The 15,628-nt window shown below is 70.1% G+C and carries 15 protein-coding genes and 2 pseudogenes; 12 read left to right on the forward strand and 5 right to left on the reverse strand.

Annotation, left to right across the window (positions count from 1 at the left end):
• The first annotated feature begins 17 nt into the window (after window positions 1-17).
• The 3 genes and pseudogenes from ACLJT4_RS33480 to ACLJT4_RS33490 form a co-directional block, all read left to right on the forward strand.
• Window positions 18-1,340 (forward strand): glycosyltransferase 87 family protein, encoded by a 1,323-nt coding sequence (locus ACLJT4_RS33480; RefSeq protein WP_411128162.1) that lies wholly within the window; start codon window positions 18-20, stop codon window positions 1,338-1,340.
• Window positions 1,341-1,557: 217 nt separating this feature from the next.
• The gene (locus tag ACLJT4_RS33485; RefSeq protein WP_411128164.1) at window positions 1,558-2,730 is read left to right on the forward strand and encodes a glycosyltransferase family 4 protein; all 1,173 of its coding nucleotides are present in this window, start codon (window positions 1,558-1,560) and stop codon (window positions 2,728-2,730) included.
• Between the two features lie 86 nt (window positions 2,731-2,816).
• Window positions 2,817-3,320: pseudogene (locus ACLJT4_RS33490) on the forward strand (IS701 family transposase); the annotation flags it as partial.
• A gap of 143 nt (window positions 3,321-3,463) precedes the next feature.
• Here ACLJT4_RS33490 and ACLJT4_RS33495 read toward each other — a convergent pair.
• The 3 genes from ACLJT4_RS33495 to ACLJT4_RS33505 form a co-directional block, all read right to left on the reverse strand.
• Window positions 3,464-4,057: an HAAS signaling domain-containing protein gene (locus tag ACLJT4_RS33495; protein ID WP_411128166.1), complete on the reverse strand. Its 594-nt coding sequence runs from the start codon at window positions 4,055-4,057 to the stop codon at window positions 3,464-3,466.
• Window positions 4,054-4,428 (reverse strand): PadR family transcriptional regulator, encoded by a 375-nt coding sequence (locus ACLJT4_RS33500; protein WP_189547959.1) that lies wholly within the window; start codon window positions 4,426-4,428, stop codon window positions 4,054-4,056. Before ACLJT4_RS33500 ends, ACLJT4_RS33495 begins: the two co-directional genes overlap by 4 nt.
• A 70-nt stretch (window positions 4,429-4,498) precedes the next feature.
• Complete coding sequence (locus ACLJT4_RS33505) at window positions 4,499-5,371, reverse strand: serine hydrolase (protein ID WP_411128169.1); 873 nt, start codon at window positions 5,369-5,371, stop codon at window positions 4,499-4,501.
• A 349-nt stretch (window positions 5,372-5,720) separates the two neighbouring features.
• Between ACLJT4_RS33505 and ACLJT4_RS33510 the strand changes: the two genes are divergently transcribed.
• The 9 genes from ACLJT4_RS33510 (at window position 5,721) to ACLJT4_RS33550 (ending at window position 13,664) form a co-directional block, all read left to right on the forward strand.
• Complete coding sequence (locus ACLJT4_RS33510) at window positions 5,721-6,218, forward strand: hypothetical protein (protein WP_411128171.1); 498 nt, start codon at window positions 5,721-5,723, stop codon at window positions 6,216-6,218.
• 462 nt (window positions 6,219-6,680) lie between these two features.
• Entirely contained in the window at window positions 6,681-6,818 is a 138-nt protein-coding gene (locus tag ACLJT4_RS33515; RefSeq protein ID WP_411128173.1) for a hypothetical protein, read from the forward strand.
• 114 nt (window positions 6,819-6,932) lie between these two features.
• Window positions 6,933-8,321 (forward strand): cytochrome P450, encoded by a 1,389-nt coding sequence (locus ACLJT4_RS33520; RefSeq protein ID WP_411128175.1) that lies wholly within the window; start codon window positions 6,933-6,935, stop codon window positions 8,319-8,321.
• The gene (locus tag ACLJT4_RS33525; protein ID WP_411128177.1) at window positions 8,318-9,460 is read left to right on the forward strand and encodes an N-acetyltransferase; all 1,143 of its coding nucleotides are present in this window, start codon (window positions 8,318-8,320) and stop codon (window positions 9,458-9,460) included. The genes ACLJT4_RS33520 and ACLJT4_RS33525 overlap by 4 nt, the downstream gene beginning before the upstream one ends.
• On the forward strand, window positions 9,457-10,377 hold the full coding sequence (locus ACLJT4_RS33530) for an NAD-dependent epimerase/dehydratase family protein (RefSeq protein ID WP_411128179.1): 921 nt from the start codon (window positions 9,457-9,459) through the stop codon (window positions 10,375-10,377). The genes ACLJT4_RS33525 and ACLJT4_RS33530 overlap by 4 nt, the downstream gene beginning before the upstream one ends.
• A 17-nt stretch (window positions 10,378-10,394) precedes the next feature.
• On the forward strand, window positions 10,395-11,624 hold the full coding sequence (locus tag ACLJT4_RS33535; protein ID WP_411128181.1) for a condensation domain-containing protein: 1,230 nt from the start codon (window positions 10,395-10,397) through the stop codon (window positions 11,622-11,624).
• 143 nt (window positions 11,625-11,767) lie between these two features.
• On the forward strand, window positions 11,768-12,997 hold the full coding sequence (locus ACLJT4_RS33540; protein WP_411128200.1) for an aminotransferase class I/II-fold pyridoxal phosphate-dependent enzyme: 1,230 nt from the start codon (window positions 11,768-11,770) through the stop codon (window positions 12,995-12,997).
• A gap of 67 nt (window positions 12,998-13,064) precedes the next feature.
• The gene (locus ACLJT4_RS33545) at window positions 13,065-13,199 is read left to right on the forward strand and encodes a hypothetical protein (protein WP_411128183.1); all 135 of its coding nucleotides are present in this window, start codon (window positions 13,065-13,067) and stop codon (window positions 13,197-13,199) included.
• A 30-nt stretch (window positions 13,200-13,229) separates the two neighbouring features.
• Window positions 13,230-13,664: an amidohydrolase family protein gene (locus ACLJT4_RS33550; RefSeq protein ID WP_411128185.1), complete on the forward strand. Its 435-nt coding sequence runs from the start codon at window positions 13,230-13,232 to the stop codon at window positions 13,662-13,664.
• 61 nt (window positions 13,665-13,725) lie between these two features.
• Here ACLJT4_RS33550 and ACLJT4_RS33555 read toward each other — a convergent pair.
• Both ACLJT4_RS33555 and ACLJT4_RS33560 read right to left on the reverse strand, forming a co-directional pair.
• Window positions 13,726-14,346 (reverse strand): annotated as a pseudogene (locus ACLJT4_RS33555) (aldehyde dehydrogenase family protein); the annotation flags it as partial.
• Window positions 14,347-14,885: 539 nt separating this feature from the next.
• Window positions 14,886-15,628 (reverse strand): ABC transporter permease (locus tag ACLJT4_RS33560; RefSeq protein ID WP_411128187.1); only part of this gene is annotated, 743 nt, incomplete at its 5' end.

Raw genomic sequence — 15,628 nt, forward strand, 5'->3', positions numbered from 1 at the left:
GCGGCTGCAATGGCACAGTGAGTTTGCGTCGAGGCGAATACCCGGTCATCGAATCCGCGACCCCTCCCGTCCCCTGGTGGAACCGCCGGGGGACGTGGGCCGCGGGGTGGCTGCTCGCCGCCCTGTGGGCCGCCGCCTTCCCCGTGGCCTCCTCGCTCGACACGCACCGGCTCTGGGGAACGAGTGCCGCGCTGGGATACACGGCCGCGGCGGTCGTCTCTTATGGGCTGCCAGGCCCGCGCGCCCGTCGCGCGGCGGTGACCGCCGCGCTGGCCGGTGCGGTGGTGGCGCCCCTGCTCTTCCTGGTCCTGACGGGAAGGGCCCAGAGCGAGGTCGACGTGATCGAGCGCTCCGGGCAGCTGCTCCTTGAGCAGGGAACCCCCTACCTCCCCCACCCGCTCAAGGTCACGGACTACACGCCGTACCTTCCCGCCATGGCACTGCTCGGCATCCCCAACGCACTGATGGGCGAGCACAGTTGGGCGGCGAAGCTGTTCGGCGACGCCCGGATCTGGTGCGCGGCGGTCTTCGTCCTGAGCCTGCACGCCGCCGGCCTGACGCTCCGCCAGTCCGGCGACCCGGCCCGCCGCGTCGGTCGCCACGAGCGGATACCGTACGGATCGGCCATGGCAGTGCTGATCGCCTGTCCCGTGGTGGCCCTGCCCCTGTGCGTCAGCGGAGTGGACCTCCCGATGACCGGGTTGTGCTGCCTGGCGCTCGCCCTGGCGGCCCGCGGACGCCCGGCGGCGGCGGGCCTGGCGCTCGCCGTGGCGTGCTCCCTCAAGTGGACCGCCTGGCCCGCGGTCGCGGTGGTCCTGGTCCTGCTCGGCCGGGTGGCGGGCGGCCGGGCGGCCCTGCGGTGCGCGGGCACCGCGGCGGTCGGCGCGACCCTGCTGATCGCGCCCGGCGCACTGCTCTCACCCGCCGCCATGGTCGAGCAGGTGCTGGCCTTCCCGACCGGACACGGCGTCCTGCCGACCCCGGCGGCCAGTCCGCTGCCCGGCCGGCTGCTGGCCGATCTGGGTCCGGCGGGCTGGTACGCGGCCGTCGGGCTGCTGGTCTGCGGGGGGCTCGCCGTCGCCGTATCTCTCGTACGGCGCCCGCCCGTTCACCTGCGGACCGCGGCCGACCGGCTCGCGATCGGCCTGCTGGTCGCCTTCACCCTGGCGCCCGCCGGACGCTTCGGCTATCTCGCCCTGCCCGTCGTGCTGATGGTGTGGGCCCGGCTGGTGGACCCCCGCGAACCGGTTCCCCACCTGCCGGTGCCGACCCACCGGACACCACCAGTGGTCCCGTCCCGAGCCCCGTACGCCAGCGCCGGTGCTGGAGGAATCCGGTGACCGCTCCGTTCCCGCCCCAACCGCGGTCGCCCGGGCCGAGCCCATCCCGCATCGGCTACGGCTGCCGCAACCACCTCTTCGTCTCGTAGGCCCGTGTCCGACAGGTCCAGGTCGCCAGGCTCCATGTCCGGCGGCCCCTATGTCCGGCGGGACCATGCCCGCCCGGCCCCGTATCCGGCAGTCAAGATCATCCACACCGAAGGCAGCGACGGCATCCGTGAGCACCACCCTCGTCATCACCAACGACTTCCCGCCCCGCCAGGGCGGCATCGAGACCTTCGTCCACGCGCTGGCCACCCGCATACCCGGCAACGACGTAGTGGTCTACGCCTCGAACGAGACGGGGGCGGCCGAGTACGACGCCACCCTGCCGTTCCCCGTGATCCGGGAGTCCACCCGCACCTTGCTGCCGACCCGGCGCATCACCCGCAGAGCGGTCGCGATCGCCCGCGAACACGGCTGCGACCGGGTCTGGTTCGGCGCGGCGGCGCCGCTCGCCCACATGGCCACCGGCCTGCGCCGGGCCGGCATCCGCAGGACCGTCGCCACCACCCACGGCCACGAGATCTGGTGGGCCCGCACCCCCGGAGCCCGCCAGGTCATGCGGCGCATGGGCGACAGCGTGGACGTGGTGACCTACCTGGGCCAGTACACCCGGTCCTGGATCGCGCCTGCCCTCGGACCGCGGGCCCGGATGAGCCGGCTGGTACCGGGAGTCGACCCCGCGGAATTCCGGCCCGACCTCCCCGCACCGCGCGTCCGAGAACTCCGCGACCGGTACGGCATCAGTGGCCGGAAGGTCATCCTGTGCGCCTCGCGCCTGGTGCCGCGCAAAGGGCAGGACACCCTCATCCGCGCGCTGCCGCTCATCCAACGAGCCGTACCGGGCGCGGCGTTGGTGATCGTCGGCCAGGGCCCGTACGAGCGGCGGCTGCGCGCTCTGGCCCGCAAGCACACCGCGGAGGGCTCCGTCGTCTTCGCGGGCGGCAAGGGCCACCCCGAAATGCCCGCGTTCTACGCCGCGGCGGACGTGTTCGCCATGCCGTGCCGCACCCGGCGGGCCGGCCTGGAGGCGGAGGGCCTGGGCATTGTCTTCCTGGAGGCCGCGGCCAGCGGACTGCCCGTGATCGTCGGCGACTCCGGCGGCGCGCCCGACACCGTGCTCGAAGGCGAGACCGGGCACGTGGTCGACGGCACTGACGTCGGGGCCGTCGCCCGGTCCATCGCGACGACCCTGCTTTCACCGGACCGGGCCGCGATGGGCGCCGCAGGACGCGAATGGGTCGAACGGCAGTGGTCCTGGGACGTCTCGGCCCGCCGCCTCACCCAGCTCCTCGACCCCGAACTCGACCTCGACCGGCTGCCCGAGCCGGACGCGCGCCTGCGCTGACGCAGGCGTACCGGCCCCGGCTCCGGCGGCCTCCACCCCGCTCCGAGGCGGCCGATGGTAGGGAAAACCCTTCCGAAGAGTCTCCTCACAGGCCCACTTTGTCGTGCGGCGACGGGGCGAAGGGACCGCGCGTCTACGACTGGGCCGCGGCCAAACTGCCTGCCAACCTGGTCTTCGACCCTGATCCGCCCACCCATCACCGCTGGGTGATGGCCCGCCGCAGCCTCTCCGACCCCGACGAACTCGCCTACTACCTTGCCTACGCACCCGTCGATATGGAGATTGCCGAACTGGCCCGGATCGCCGGCTCCCGCTGGGCGATCGAGGAATGTTTCCTGGCCGCGAAGAACGAGTGCGGCCTCGACCAGTACGAAGTCCGCCGCTACACAGGCTGGTATCGGCACATCACCCTGGCCATGCTCGCCCATGCTTTCCTCACCGCTCTTGCGGCCCAGGCAGGCGACGCCGAAAAGGGGGCTGCAGAAACGGATCAGCCCTCATCGACCTCACCGTGGCGGAGATCAGACGACTCCTGGGCGCTCTGCTGCCCCACCCACGAGCCAACCGTGACCCCATCACCCACGCATTGACATGGTCGACCTGGAGAAGACAACGCCAAGCCATCGCCCGCCACTACCACTACCGCAGAAGGACCAGCTCAAGACACGAACCGCTGTTGGAGTACTGGTCTGCGTCGAGACGGCCTGGTGGACCGGGATGTCGGCGGCATGGCTCAGGCGCGGCGGGCCCGCCAGAGCCATGCTGCTGTGCCGGCGATCAGGGCGAGCGCCATCAGGTTGGCCAAGAGGGCCGGGGTACCGCCCTTCGGGCCGCCGCTGGACAGGTTCCAGGTGACGATGACGGCGGTCGGCAGGAGGGCGGTAAGTAGTACGCCGGTAGTTTTCTGGACGGCGGTCCAGTGCACTGAGGTGCAGAGAAGAACCGCGCCGATGATGCGGAAGAGGACGCCGAACAGCGGCCCGGGGAGGTCGGGGAAGATCATCATGAAGGGCAGCGAGAGGGTGAGCATCAGGAGCGGGACCAGGGGGTGGACCTTGCCGCGCCGGGCGGGTGCGCTGACACCGCCGGCCGGGGCCCCGGCGGCTATGTTCCCCGTCTCGGCCAGTGCCGTTGCCGCGATCGTGCGAGGGTCGCCCAACTCCGCGAGGACCTCGCCGATCGCGACGTCGGGGCGTTCGGCGCGCGTCACCTCGATGTGTTCGGCGAGATCGGCGAGGAGTTCCTGGCGGCGGTCGGCGGGGAGTGCGGAGGTCTCGCGCTCGACGGCGGAGAGGTAGCCGCGAATGGGGTCGGCAGAGGTGTTCATGTGAGGTCTCCGGTGGAGGGGTGCGGGGTGGTCAGGAAGGCGTCGACGGCGTTGCGGAAGCCGGGCCAGACGCGGGTGAACTCGTCGAGTGCGGCCCGGCCGCTGTCGGTGAGCGCGTAGTAGCGACGGGGTGGTCCGGAGGCGGACTCCTGCCAGGTGGTGGTGACCAGGTCGTCGCGGCGGAGTCGGGAGAGCAGCGGGTAGACCGTGCCCTGGCTGGTAGCCAGGGCGCCGGAGTCCTCCAGGGCGTGGAGGAGTTCCACGCCGTAGCGGGGGCGGTCCCGCATCAGGGCGAGTACGCAGTACTCCAGGACGCCCTTGCGCAGCTGGGCCGCTGCCCGGGCTTGCTTGGTCGAATCACCTGGTTCCATGCGATGCAAGATACCTGGTGGGGCAAGTGAATGGGAAGGAGAGGGCCCCCTGAGTCAGTACTGGTACCCGCTACCGGCTGCCGGCCAGATCCCGGTGGATGACGCGGGCGGCGGTCTCCACGGTGGCCACCCCGTAGCCCATGGTGTCGCTGCCGCTGGAGAGGACGGCCATCGCGTAGTCGTTGCCGCTGTCGGTGAACGAGCCGACGCTGTGCACCCGCCACCCCTGTCCCGTACGCGGTAGCCAACCGTTCTTCACGTGGACGGTCGCCGAGGCGGGCGCCCCCGCCGGAACGCCCCACCGTTGGTCGGGGACGACGTGCCGCATGAGGTCGAGCGCGTATTCCCGGGACTTCGGGCTGAGCACCGTGCCGTCCGTCGTCAGGAGCCGCATCAGGGTGAGTTGGTCGGCGGCGGTGATCTGGGTGAGGCCCCAGGAACCGTGGGTGCCGGGCATGGTGTCCGGCATGCCCGCCAGGTTCAGGAAGCGCTGGATCCCGGCCGGGCCTACCTGGCGCCACAGGGCATTGGTCGAGGCGTTGTCCGATTTGGTGATCATGGCGGTGGTCAGATTGACCTCGTGCGGCGTCAGCGCACGGTGCGCCTCCTCGGCCTGCCGGAGTAGCGCTCCGAGGACGGTGACCTTGACCACGCTCGCGGAGTCGAAGGGGGTGCCGGCCTGGAACTCGCAGCTCGTCTCGGAGCCGCGGTCGTAGAGGGCGAGTGCCGAAGAGCCCTGGCGCCCCTTGAGTGCGTCGGCGATGTCGTGAGACAGGGTGGGGGCCAGACCCTCCTGCTTCGAGGTGCAGACAATCTCGGCGTCGCCCACCAGGGCGGTGCCGGTGGTCTTCGAGGTGGGGCTCGCCGCGCTGAGTGCCGTGACCGCCGCGCCGGTGGCCATCAATGCGGCCAGCCCGCGGAGTGCGATAGGTGATCTGTGCATGAAGGCGGTGTGTCCTGTCGCGCTGTGTGCGTTCTCCGGCCCGGCTCCCCATAGGGAATCGCCCGGTATTTCACCGGTACGGCTATCAAGCGACGCCCCGTACCCGGAAGCGGACACTCCGAAAGAATGCGAGCTCATTGCCCGATTCGAGAAGGGAGGCTGCGCGCGATGTTCACTAAACGGGCAATAGGGATGTATCGGACTGCGGTCGCGGGGTGGAAGATTCGCCGTGGACCGGACGGTGTGCGTGACTGATCTCCAGCTCCTGGCCGACGTCCTCGCCACCGACTACCTGTACGGCAGGTGAACTCCGGAACCGACCGAGGAACACCGAGCCCGCGCGCTGGCGATGGGGACCGCCGCCGAGGGCGGCCTGGACCAACTCGCCACCGGGGGAGTGCCCACCGCATCCGCCACCGCCCAGCTGCTGCGCCCACACCCCGAGGCGGAGTCGTGGCGACTGGACGAGGTGCTGCTCGCCTACCCGACTGGCGACGGAGAGGCACAGGCCCTGGTGCGGGATCTGCTGCACGCCATGGCCAACGGCCATCTTCCGGGCCTGCCAGCGCACCACGAGCGGTACGTCCAAGCGCCGGCCACCTACACCGGCAACGACCTGACGGTGTCCACCGCGGGCGGCGTCACCAGCACGCGGAACTGGCAGCTCCGCGCCGCACTGCAACTCCTCGTGACCTGCCCAACTACCGTGCTCAACCCTCGCCGGGAGAACTTCCTGATGCACGATCCGGTGGCGGCCGTCCAAAGCCCGGCGCGGCTGGTGCGTGTGCCGACGAACGGCTCGACTGGTGTAGGGCCACATTCGGAATGCCCCGTTCCGGTGTGGTGACCTGGGCGTTCTCAACCGTCTCACTTGAGGGACACGACACTCTTCCGCAGTCCATCCGGCGAGCCTTTCACCACCTCCATGACGCGTGAGGCTAGATCAACTTCTTACGCCGCGGAGCCAGCATTGATCACGACTCCGTACACGCCTAGAGCAACTCGTCGGCCTTCCGGCTGCGCAGGGTGAAGCCGCTGCCACGACTCAGGGGGCCCGGAAGAGCGAATCTTCACTGGGGCGGTTGCCGCCGGGAAGCTCTCCAGTCGTCATGGAGAACCAGTGTGAAGCATTTACTCAACTCGCCTGGGTGTCAACGGCGGTGAGGTGGCTGGCCGAGCCACCGAGCTATCTGATCGGCCCGGCTGTATGTCTGCTACGCGACCAATTCCCGGAGCTGTTGGGTGGTCGGCCCCACCATCGTGTCGTTCCACGCCCAGCACAAGGCGATCAACCCCGAGCCGGATCAAGTTGATCAAGCAATCGGCCATCGTCACGGGCGACTTCGTCAACATTGACCCCGAGGTCGACACCGAGCGGCCCGGCCAGGTCTGGGCCGGGGTGGAACGGGAGGGTGAATCCCGTGCATCGCCGATGCCGCAACGCTGACGGATTCGTTGGCGGACCGAGGAGGCTCCGTGACCAGCGAAGTCCGCTGAGCGCGCGCCCCTTGTGACCGCGCCCCGCTGAGCACATCGCCGGCACCGACCTTTTGGAGACTCGATGACGACGAACACCATCCGGGGCGTCCCGTCAGCAGCCGGGGGCCTGCCGGTGATCGGCCACTCGCTGTCTGTCGCCCGCGATCCCCTGGGGCTGCTGAACTCCCTGACAACCCACGACGGTCTGGCTCGGGTCCGCGTGGGCACCTCGCAGTACGTTGTGGTCTGCGACCCTGGCCTCACCCATCACGTTTTCGTCAACGATCGTCTGTTCGACAAGAGCGAGTGCGTCAATTCCTACCGGACAGTGCTGGGCACCGGACTTTCTTTCTGCCCGCACACGTCGCACCGACGGCTGCGGCGACTGGTCCAGCCGGCCTTTCACCCTGCTCGGCTGGCCGACTACGCCCATGTCATGACCCGCCAGGCCGACGCGCTCACGCAGGACTGGCAGCCGGGACAGGATTTCGACGTCACCGCCGAGATGACCCGGCTGACCACGCGCATCATGATGGAGGCCCTGTTCTCCGAGAGCCCGTCGCCGGCGTGCCTGCAGCAGATCATCGACGACATGACCACCGTCGTCAGGGGCACCTACGTGCGTACCGGTGTGCCACGAGCGGTGTCCTGGCTGCCCCTGCCCGACCATCACCGCTATCAACGGGCCGAGCGCCGTCTGAGGCAGTTCGCCAGTGACGTCTTGTCCCGCCGCCGTGCCGAAGGCATCGGCCACGGTGACTTCCTCTCCGTGGTGCCGGCCGCCGACGCCCCCGCCCGACCGGAACAAGGGCTGACGGACATCGAGATCCACGATCAGCTTCTGAACCTGCTCGGGGCAGGCGTGGACAACAGCGCCGCAAACCTCGCCTGGGCCCTGCACCTGCTGGCCGTGCACCCCGACGTCGAGGAACGCCTGCACGCCGAGGTCGACACCGTCCTGGCCGGTGCTCCCGCCACCCTGGAACACGTGCCCCATCTGGTCCTCGCCGGCCGAGTGATCACCGAGACCCAGCGCCTGTTCCCGGCACCGTGGGTGATGCTCCGCACCGTCACTGCCGACACCCACCTCGGAGGCCATCCCCTCCCGGCCGGGACCCACCTCGTGATCAGTCCCTACCTCATCCACCGCCGGGAGGACCTGTACGAACAACCCGAACGCTTCGACCCCGACCGTTGGGACCCCGGCCGGAGCACTCCGCCGCCACGCAACGCCCACATCGTCTTCGGAGCCGGCCCCCGCAAATGCGTCGGCGACCGGTACGCCACCGTTGAGGCCATCGTCGTACTGGCCACGATCACCAGCCGTTGGCGCCTGCGCCCCCTGACCGCATCGCCCCCGCGCGCCGCCGTGGCAAGCGCGCTCAGACCACGGGGACTGCGCATGGGGCCCGTGCCTCGTGAGCCCCGCCCACAGACCGCCAACGACAAGACCCCGGCAGGTGCACGATGACCACGACCGTCACCGTCACTCCCGTACGGGGCCGCCGTGAGACCACGTCGTTCATCCGGTTTCCCTACACCGTCTACCGCAACGATCCGCTGTGGGTGGCCCCGCTGGAGCGCGAGCAGCGCGCTTTTCTGGATGCGCGCCGCAACCCCTTCCATGAGGTGGGCCGGGTCGAACTATTCCTGGCCCGGCGCCACGGCACGGTCGTGGGGCGGATCGCCGCTGTCGCCGATCCCCGCTTCCACGAGCGGCACGATGAGCGGTGCGGCCAGTTCGGCCTGTTCGAGTGCGTCGATGACGCCGCGGCGGCTGCGGCTCTGTTCGACGCGGCGAGCGGCTGGGCCGCCGGGCAGGGGCTGAGCCGGATGCTCGGCCCGCTCAGTTTCTCCACGAACCACGAGTGCGGGGTGCTCGTCGACGGCTTCGACCGCCCTCCCACGATGCTCATGCCGCACAACCCCGCCTACTACCCGGAGCTCTTCACCCGCTGCGGTTTCACCAAGGCCAAGGACCTGCTGTCCTGGCGGGTCCCCATGCCCGCCGACGGCGAGCCCCCCGCTGTCGTCCGCCGGGCAGTCGAACGCGCCCTGAACGCGCCCGACGTGTGTGTACGGCCGCTCGACCCCCGGCGCTTCGACGCCGACGTTGCCGCCATGCACGACATCTACAACGATTCCTGGTCCGAGAACTACGCCTCTGTTCCCATGACCGGCCGGGAGTTCACCCACGCGATCGGGCAGATGAAGCCCTTGCTGCGCCCGGAACTGGTGCAGATCGCCGAGGTTCACGGCCGGCCCGCCGCCTTCACCCTCGTCATGCCCGACACCAACCAGGCACTGGCAGCCGCCCGGGGCCGCCTCACCACCTACGGCCTGCCCATCGGACTTGTCCGGATCCGTCATGCCTCGCGCCGGATCGATCGCATCCGGGCCATCGCCACCGGGACCAGGAAGGAACACCGCGCCCGCGGACTCGCGGGGGCCCTGCTCACCCAGGCCCAGCGCACCGCGTTCCGCCTCGGCTACACCGAGACCGAGCTCTCCTGGATGCTGGAGGACAACCGCGACGCCAACCGTTCCACCAAGGCGTTCGGCGGCATCCACTTCCGCACCCACCGCCTCTACGAGCGGACCACGGCATGAGGTACCTGGTGACCGGCGCCACCGGATTCATCGGGCGGCGGCTGGTCGGGCATCTCATCGGGCAGGGACATGACGTTACCGCCCTGGTGCGCGGCGCTTCGCCGCTCGGGGGTGCCCGGACAGTCCGCGGGGACCTCGCCACCGGATCGGGACTCCCGGCAGCCCTGGACGGCGCTGATCGGATCATCCACCTCGCCGGACTCACCAAGGCTCCCAGCCCCGCCACCTTCGCCGCGGTCAACATCGAAGGGACCCGGCTCCTGTGTACCGCGGCCGCAGCGATGCCGCAGCCGCCGCCCCTGGTCTACTGCTCCTCCCTCGCGGCCTCCGGCCCCGGCCGGCTGCGCAGCGAACTGGACCCGCCGAACCCGGTCTCGGCCTATGGGCGCAGCAAACTGGGCGGAGAGCAGGTGGTGCATGCCGCCGGCCGGGTGCCGGGCATCGTCGTGCGCCCGCCCATCGTGTACGGAACGGGTGACCGCGAGTTCCTGCCCCGCCTGGTGTCCGCGGTCCGTGCCGGGATCCTGCCCGCCCTGGGGCCCCGAGGCGAGCGGTACTACTCGCTCATCCACGTCGACGACCTGTGCGCGGCCCTGCTCACGGCGGCGGAGACCGGCACCGCGGGGTTCACATACCACGTGAGCGACGGTGTCGAGCACCGCTGGGAGGACATCGGTGCCGCCGTCGCGGCCGTTCTCGGCCGACGGCGCCCGCGGGTCGTCCACATCCCCGCCGCGCCGGCCTCGGCCGTGGCTCGCACGCTGGGGCGCACCTCGATACTCAACCCCGACAAGGTCACCGAACTCCTGCACCCCGCCTGGACCTGCGCCGCCGGCAGGCTGCCCTTCACTCCGCGGATCCCCCTCCACCAGGGCCTGACCACAGCCTTGTCGCGGCAGCCACTCACGACGCCTTGAAAGGTAGGACCGTACCCATGCGCCGGAGACTCTCCCCATACGAGCGTGCTGTGTGGGCGGCCGGGGAAGTGCTGCCCGTCAACTTCACGGCGATCGCCCGTGTCGAGGGCCACGTCGACCCCGACGACATCCGCGCCTCCCTCACCTCCACCCGCCGGCGCCACCCCCTGCTCGGAGTACGCGTCGCCGACGCCGGCCGGTGGCGCGCATGGCTGACCACCGAAGCCGTCCCCGACCCGCAACTGCGCGTGGTCAACACCACCGCACCTGACGCCTGGGCCCGTGTGGTCGAGGAAGAACTCCCCCGTAGGTTCGATACCGCCACCGGCCCCCTCGCCCGCTTCGTCCTCGTGGACGCGGGAGACACCTTCGATCTCATCGCCGTCTGCCACCACCTCGTCTGCGACGGCATCTCAGCGAGCATCGTCATCGACGACATCCTGCGAGGCTCCGCGCACGAGGTGCCCCGGCCCCGCCCCGTCCCGGCCGTCGACGACCTCGTGCCGCGCCCCCGGCCGGAACTCTCGGATCTACGCAAACTCGCCCGCGCGCTCGGCGGGTCCACCCGTCCCGTCCGGCACACCGGGCCCCTCGCCTGCACCACATGGTTGCTGTCCGCCGAGGAGACCACCGCCATCCTCACCCGTTGCCGCGCCGAAGGGGCCACACTGCAAGCAGCACTCTGTGCCGCCTTTGCCCGCGCGTTCCCCCACCCGGCCGACATCTCCGTTCCGGTCGACCTGCGCCGCATCCTCGCCCCCGCTGCACAGAACGCCGTCGGCCTCTATGCCACGAGCATCGTGCGGCCGGTCGACGGCACCGCCCCCGTCGGCTTCTGGACCCTGGCTCGTCACGTCAGAGCCGACCTTCAACACCATGTCGGCCCCGACGAACTCAGTCCCCTCGTCCGCGCGTTCCGTGTACTGCGTTTCCTTCCCCACAAGACGATGGGATCGCTGATCCGCGGCAGCGAGGCACACGGAGCACGCTTCGACGTCTCCATCAGCAACGCCAACCTGCCCAACCGTCCGGACTACGGTCCGCTGCGGCTGTCCGCCATCTACGGCGCGGCGCACACCAGCCTCTCCGGTGCACCCCTGGTCATCGTCGTCGGATACGACGGACAACTGTTCCTCAGCGTCACCTCAGGCGACGAAACCGGCTCGAAGCAACTGTGCGAACGGGCCATGTCCCAGCTGGCGGACGCCCTCGCCTCGCCACCTGTACCAGCACAAAATCACACCTGAGAGCAGTGGCCGGTCCACGGCCTACGTTGTTGACGCAGTACAGCCGCCATTGATCAACTCTCCTGCCTCAGGGCGGGAGGGTGGCCGGCACGCGGTGGCGTCCCCCCAGATCGATACGCATGAGGTGAATTCTGTTGCCCGACGTGTTGGACAAGGCCCGGATCTGGACCCCTGAGCATCTGGTGGCGACGGGCCGCCAGGCGTATTTCCGTCCGGTGAGCGGCTGGTACGGCGGAACCGAGGTGGACTTCGAGGGACGCCGGCTCATCATGACGGCGTCCCACGACTATCTGGGGCTGTCGGCGGACCCCCGGGTACGGGAAGCGGCCGCCGAGGCGGTACATCGGTTCGGCACGTCCCTGGGCGGGTCACGGATCATCAACGGGTCTCTGGAACTCCACGAGCGGTTGGAAGAGCGCCTGGCGGCGTTCCTGGGTCACGAAGCGGCATTGGTGCTGCCGTCCGGATTCCAGGCGAACCTGATGCTGGCCCCGCTGATGGACCAGGGCACCGCAGTCTTCACCGACTTCGCCAACCACGCCTCCCTGAACGAAGCCGTACGGCTCGGCTCCCCGGTCAAGCACACATTCCTGCACGGGAACATGACGCACCTGGAGCGCCGGCTGGCCGCGGCCGACAGCCGGCTCGCCAAGCTGATCCTCACCGACGGCGTCTTCTCCGTCGACGGCGACGTCTGCGACCTGCCCGTCCTCACCGAGCTTGCCCGCGCGCACGGCGCGCGGATCGTCCTGGACAGCTCCCACGACCTCGGCATGCTCGGCGCCACCGGAGCCGGGGTCGCCGAACACTTCGGCCTGACCGCCGACCTCGTCACCAGCGCCCTGTCCAAGAGCCTGGCCTCGGTCGGCGGCGTCATCGCCGGCCCGGCCCACGTCATCCGCTACCTGCGCCACAACGCCCCGGCCGCGATCTTCACCGCGGCGGCCGCCCCCGCCAACGTCGCCGCTGCTCTGGCCGCGCTCGACATCCTCCAGACCGAACCCCACCGCCGCACCCGGCTCCTCGACCTCGCCGAACGCCTCCACAACGGCCTGCGCGCCCTCGGCTTCGACACCGGAACATCGACCACACCCATCGTCTCGGTCAAGGTCAGCGGCCAGGACCGCTGCTTCCGCACCTGGCGGCGGCTGTGCGAGGCCGGCGTCTTCACCGGACCCATCAGCCACCCCGGCGTAGCCCGCGGCCGCGAAGTCCTGCGCATCACCCTCACCGCCGCCCACACCGACCATCACCTCGAACACGTACTGACCGCACTCGAAGCCGTGGGACGCAAAGAGGGCATCATCCCCGACAGCCCACCCGGCACCCACACACCTGTCACCATCACCCGTCCGCCCGCCACAGCCGCCTAGCCGTCCGGCACTTGGTGCTCCACGACCACCGCCGGGGTGAACGGAATGACGGTGTTCATCCCTAATCGTGGACATCCTCGACCACCACGACGGCACTGCCCCGCCGCGTTCGCCGCAGGCACCGTTCGGCTACGCGCTCAGACCAGTCACCGTCGCCCTCGCCGACCTCCTGCCGACCACGCGAGAACCGGAGCGACCGTGAGCGCGTCGTGGCGGCATCGCCGGTGGGGGAGTGCGGACACCTGCCGCCCGCTCCTGCGGCCTGGCCGTCCGCACCGGCAGCATCACACCCGGCAAGGACGCCGACGTCATCCTGCTGCGCACCGACGACCTGGCCGTCTTCCCCGTCACCGACCCGGCCGGCTCGATCGTCACCGCGGGGCATTCCGGCATTGTCGACACCGTCCTCGTCGCCGGCCGCATCGTCAAGCAGAACGGCGCACCGGCCAAAGTCGCCCTGGCGCCGCTGGAGCAACGCCTGCTCGGATCCCGCGACCGGATCGCCGTGGCCGCTGGCATCCCGCTCGACGGCACCTGGACCCGCAGCCGTAACCGGCGCAGAAGCAGCAATCCTGTTCAGGGGCGGGCCTGGCTCGCGTCTGTCGGCCCCACCGTGCCGTGTACGGCCCACAGCGCACGCACGGCTCCCACACGCCGGCCCGCATGACGATCACGACATGCGCTGGCCGCCAGACCTTCCGGTGCCCCGCATCAGCCAGCGTCATCCATTAGACGGTGAGGGCGGTGGCGATCGCCTTGAGCTCGGTGTATTCGTCGAGGCCGTGGCGCCCGTACTCGCGCCCGAAGTCGCTGTTCTTGTAGCCGCCGAACGGCGCCTCCCAGTGCCGCGGCGCACCGTTGACGGAGAAGACGCCGGTGCGTACCGCACGTGCGACCTCGACCCCATGTACGGGATCGGCGGTGAAGACCGCTCCGCTCAGGCCGTACGGCGCGTCGTTGGCGATGCGGATGGCGTCTGATTCATCGTCATAAGGAATCACCACGATGACGGGCTCGAAGATCTCTTCCTGCGCGATACGCATCGAGTTGTCGACGTCGGCGAAGACCGTGGGCCGGACGTAGTAGCCGTTCTCCAGGCCCCGGGGTGCGCCCGGACCGCCGGCTACGAGGCGGGCGCCGGTGTCGATGCCGGAGGCGATGTACGCCTGCACAAGGTCACGTTGTCCCTCGCGGACCATCGGGCCGATGAAGGTCTTGGGGTCGGCGGGGTCGCCCACCACCAGGCTGTCGGCCAGGGCGGCGAGCGCGGCCACGATCTCCTCGTACCGGTTGCGCGGGGCGAGGACGCGGGTGAGGGCGACGCAGGCTTCTCCGTTGTTCGAGAAGCTGCCGGCTTCGACATCGGCGGGTGCGCCACCGGAAGCGGCGAGCATGCGTATGCTGACCAGCCGGTTCAGCGGCTCGCGGGTGCTGGTCCGGATCCCCTCCATGGCCGTCCCCTCAGGCGCCCGCTCCAACGCCTCCCGGAACAGCGCGGCCTCGGCATCAGTGGCGGCCCGGCCGTTTCCGGGGCTTTTCTCCGCCGAGCCGGCCCGTGGATCGATCGCCAGGTCGCGCTCACGGGCGATGGCCTTGACCAGGGAGGAACCGGTCCGGCCCAGACCAACCGCCTGTTCGACGCTGTCCAGATCCTCCATGTCCCCGTAGAGGTCGTTCAGGTGCAGGTCCGCGAATCCGGTGGCAACCAGCAAGGGCGGCAGCGCCACTGCCATGGCGACGGCCCGGCGTCGCATGCCTGCCAGCACACGCAACGTGCCAGGACAGCGGTACCCGAGCTGAACTGTCAGCCTGCTTCTCCTGCGGTCGAGCAGGCAGCCGGGGCTGGGTGGATGTGCACCCAACCCCGGCATGGCGGTGATCCTTTCTCCTACCCCGCCTGGAGGGCGAGGGTCGGGGAGAGCCGGGCGGCGCGGACCGCCGGATACAGTCCCGCCACCGATCCGATGAGGAGGGTGGCGGCGAAGCCGCCGCCGACCGCCCACAGGGGGACCACCCAGGGCATGCCGCCTGAGGCGGCGAACACGTAGGTGGCCGCCGCGCCCAGTACCACGCCGGCCAGTCCGCCGAGTCCGGACAGCAGGAGCGATTCGGTGACGAACTGGATGCGGATCTGGCCGCGGGTGGCGCCCAGGGAACGGCGCAGGCCGATCTCGTGGCGGCGTTCCAGTACCGAGATGATCATGGTGTTGGCCACTCCGACGCCGCCGACCAGGAGCGCCACGCCGCCCAGTCCGAGCAACAGGCTGTCGAACGCGCCCTCGGTCGCGGCCTTGGCCTGTAGGGCTGCGGACGGGTTGGAGACCTCGACGTTCTGCGGGTTCTGCGGGTCGGCGGTGCGTGCGAGCAGGTTGCGGACCGACTCGACGGAGGCGTCCGAGGAGCGTTCGTAGATCTGGGTGGGATGACCGTCGAAGTCCAGGAGTGTGGTCGCGGCCTGCCAACCCACCAGCGCCGCCCGTTCGATCTCGGGTGCGAGCGGAAGCGGGTCGAGGATGCCGATGACCGTGAAGTACTGGTTGCCGACGAAGACTTGCTGACCGGGCGCGGTGATGCCCAGGCGCTCGGCGGCGACGCTGCCGAGCACCACCGAGGGGTAGCGTCCGGTCGCGT

Origin of the sequence: Streptomyces sp. x-19, from assembly GCF_046549115.1 — a bacterium.
Lineage (GTDB): Bacteria > Actinomycetota > Actinomycetes > Streptomycetales > Streptomycetaceae > Streptomyces > Streptomyces albulus_C.